We start from the raw sequence: 2,882 nt of genomic DNA, 5'->3' as shown, positions 1-2,882 counted from the left end.
GCCGACCGCGTCGTGGCCAGCGACCACGCGACGTCACCGACCGGCAGCTCCGGCCGCGCCAGCACGTGCTCGCGCAGCCGGCCCGCCTGACCGGCCAGCGCGGTCGCGTTGCGGCCCGACACCACCCAGGCCGACGCCGCCGTCGGCAGGACGGGCGCGGGGCGCTCCTCGTCCGGCGTCGGCTCCTCGTTCACCGCCGGCTCCCCGGCCGTCGGCGCGGGCGCCTCCTCCAGGATCACGTGGACGTTCGTCCCGCTCGCGCCGAACGCCGACACACCTGCTCGGCGTACCCGCTCGCCCGCCGGCCACTCCACCGGTTCCTGGAGCAGCCGGACGTTCCCCGAGGCCCAGTCGACGTGCGAGGTCGGCTCCCCGGCGTGCAGGGTCCTGGGCAGGGTGCCGTGCCGCAGGGCGAGCACCATCTTCATCACGCCGCCGACGCCGGCGGCCTGCTGGGCGTGGCCGATGTTGGACTTGAGCGAGCCGAGCCACAGCGGCCGGTCCTCGTCGCGGCCCTGTCCATAGGTGGCCAGCAGGGCGCCCGCCTCGATCGGGTCGCCCAGCTCCGTGCCCGTCCCGTGCGCCTCGACCGCGTCGACCTCGGAGGCCGTCAGGCGGGCGTCGGCGAGGGCGGCCCGGATGACCCGGCGCTGTGCGGGCGCGCTGGGCGCCGTCAGGCCGTTCGACGCGCCGTCCTGGTTCATCGCGCTGCCGCGGATGACCGCCAGGACGCGGTGGCCGTTGCGGCGGGCGTCCGACAGGCGCTCCAGCAGGACGAGTCCGGCGCCCTCGCCCCAGCCGGTGCCGTCGGCGTCCTCCGAGAACGGCTTGCAGCGTCCGTCGGAGGCGAGGCCCTGCTGGCGGGCGAAGTCGGCGAACATCACCGGGGTGGACATCACCATCACGCCGCCGGCGAGGGCGAGCGAGCACTCGCCCGTGCGCAGCGAGCGGGCCGCCAGGTGGACGGCGGCCAGCGAGGAGGAGCAGGCCGTGTCGACGGTCACGGCGGGCCCGTTCAGGCCCAGGGTGTAGGAGACCCGGCCGGAGAGCACGCTGATCGCGCTGCCGGTGACCAGGTGGCCCTCGTCGTGGCCGTGTTCGCGCGCGTACCAGTCGTAGCCGGACGCGCTGGCGCCGACGAACACGCCGGTGTGCGAGCCGCGCAGGGCGCGCGGGTCGAGTCCGGCGTGCTCCAGGGTCTCCCAGGCGACCTCCATCACGAGGCGCTGCTGGGGGTCCATCGCGAGGGCCTCGCGCGGGCTGATGCCGAAGAAGCCGGGGTCGAACTCGGCCGCGTCGGGGAGGAAGCCGCCGCGGGTCTCGTAGCCGTGGGTGGCCGCCTCGCCCGGGTCCCAGCCGCGGTCGGCGGGGAAGTCGCCGACCGCGTCGGTGCCGGTGGCGACCAGGTTCCAGAGCTCGTCCGGCGTGCGCACGCCGCCCGGGTAGCGGCAGCCCATGCCGACGACGGCGATGGGCTCGCCGGTCACGGTCTCCAACTCGCGGACGCGCTCGCGGCTCTCGTGCAGCTCGGCCGTGACGCGCTTCAGGAAGTACCGGAGCTTGTCCTCGCTCACGCGTTCCACCTCGGGGTGCTCGGGCTGTGGGTACTCGGTCTGGGCAGCGCTCGGGCGGCCCGCGGGAGGGTCGGCGGTACGGTCATTCGATGCCGAACTCCTTGCCCAGGAGGTCGAAGACCTCGTCGTCGTCCGCGGCGGCGAGGCGCTCGGAGACGTCCTGGCCGGCGGCGGTGCCGGCGCCGGTGCCGCCGCCGGTGGCGGGGCCGCCGGCGCGGCGCTGGAGTCGTTGCCACTTGGCGCTCAGTGCGGCGAGCTGCGCCGCGACGGCCTCCTCGTCCCCGTCCGTCCCGTCGCCGTCCTCGCCGAGCCGGTCCAGCAGGCCCGACAACGAGGCGTCCAGCCGGTCGAGTTGGGTGCGTACGGAGTCCGGGCCGGCGCCGAGCTCGCGCAGCAGGTGCGCGGCGAGGGCGGCGGACGTCGGGTACTCGAAGACGACGGTGGAGGGCAGGGTGACGCCGGTGGCGGCGGCGAGCCGGTCGCGCAGTTCGATGGCGGTCAGGGAGTCGAAGCCGAGGTCCCGGAAGGCGCGTTCGGCGTCGATGTCGGCGGTGCTCCCGTGCGACAGCACCAGGGCCGCCTGGGCGCGCACCAGGTCCGTCACCGCGGCCGGCCGGCGGGCGGCGGGCAGGGCGAGGACGGTGCGGGCGAACTCGGGTGCCGCGCCGCCGTCGGCCGGGCCGGCCGGTTCGGCCGCCGGGGCGGCCGCTTCCGGCAGGTCGGCGAGCAGCGGGCTCGGGCGGTGCAGGGTGAAGGCGGGCGCGAAGGTCCGCCAGTCCACGTCGGCGATGGTGACGAGCGCGTCGCGTCCGTCCATGGCCTGGCCGAGCGCCCGGACGGCGGTGCCCGGGTCCAGGACGCCCAGGCCGTGCCGGACGGAGGACCGGGCGCCGGCGCCGCCGTCGGCCCAGGGGCCCCAGGCGACCGAGGTGGCGACCTGTCCGCGGGCCCGGCGCTGCTCGGCGAGGGCGTCGACGAAGGCGCTGCCCGTGGCGTAGCCGGGCACCAGGGCGCTGCCCCAGGTCGCGGCGACGGAGGAGAACAGGACGAAGTCGTCCAGGTCGAGGTCGGCGGTCAGTTCGTCGAGCCAGCGGGCGCCGGCCGACCGGGCGCCGGCGACGTCGGCGAGTTCCCGTGCCGTGGTGTCGGCGACGGCGGTGGCCTGTCCGGCGCCGACGGCGTGCACGACGCCGCGCAGGGCGGGGCCGCCGTCGGCGGTGATCTGCCGTAGCAGGCCGCCGAGTTCGGCGCGCCGGGTGGTGTCGCAGGCGGCGATGGACAGGGCGGCGCCGGAGGCGGCGACGTCGG

Annotated in this window: 2 protein-coding genes; both read right to left on the bottom strand. The window is 76.8% G+C overall.

The window, feature by feature from the left end:
• Window positions 1-1,583, bottom strand: a 1,583-nt coding sequence (locus AE652_RS36935; protein WP_199823200.1) for a beta-ketoacyl synthase N-terminal-like domain-containing protein, incomplete at its 3' end; no start/stop codon positions are given.
• A gap of 73 nt (window positions 1,584-1,656) precedes the next feature.
• Window positions 1,657-2,882 (bottom strand): beta-ketoacyl reductase (locus AE652_RS36930; protein ID WP_049659519.1); only part of this gene is annotated, 1,226 nt, incomplete at its 5' end.

The organism is Kitasatospora sp. MY 5-36 (assembly GCF_001182915.1).
Classification (GTDB): Bacteria; Actinomycetota; Actinomycetes; order Streptomycetales; family Streptomycetaceae; genus Kitasatospora.
The sequence above is the reverse complement of the archived record's forward strand: the minus strand, read 5'-3'. Positions and strand labels throughout refer to the sequence as shown.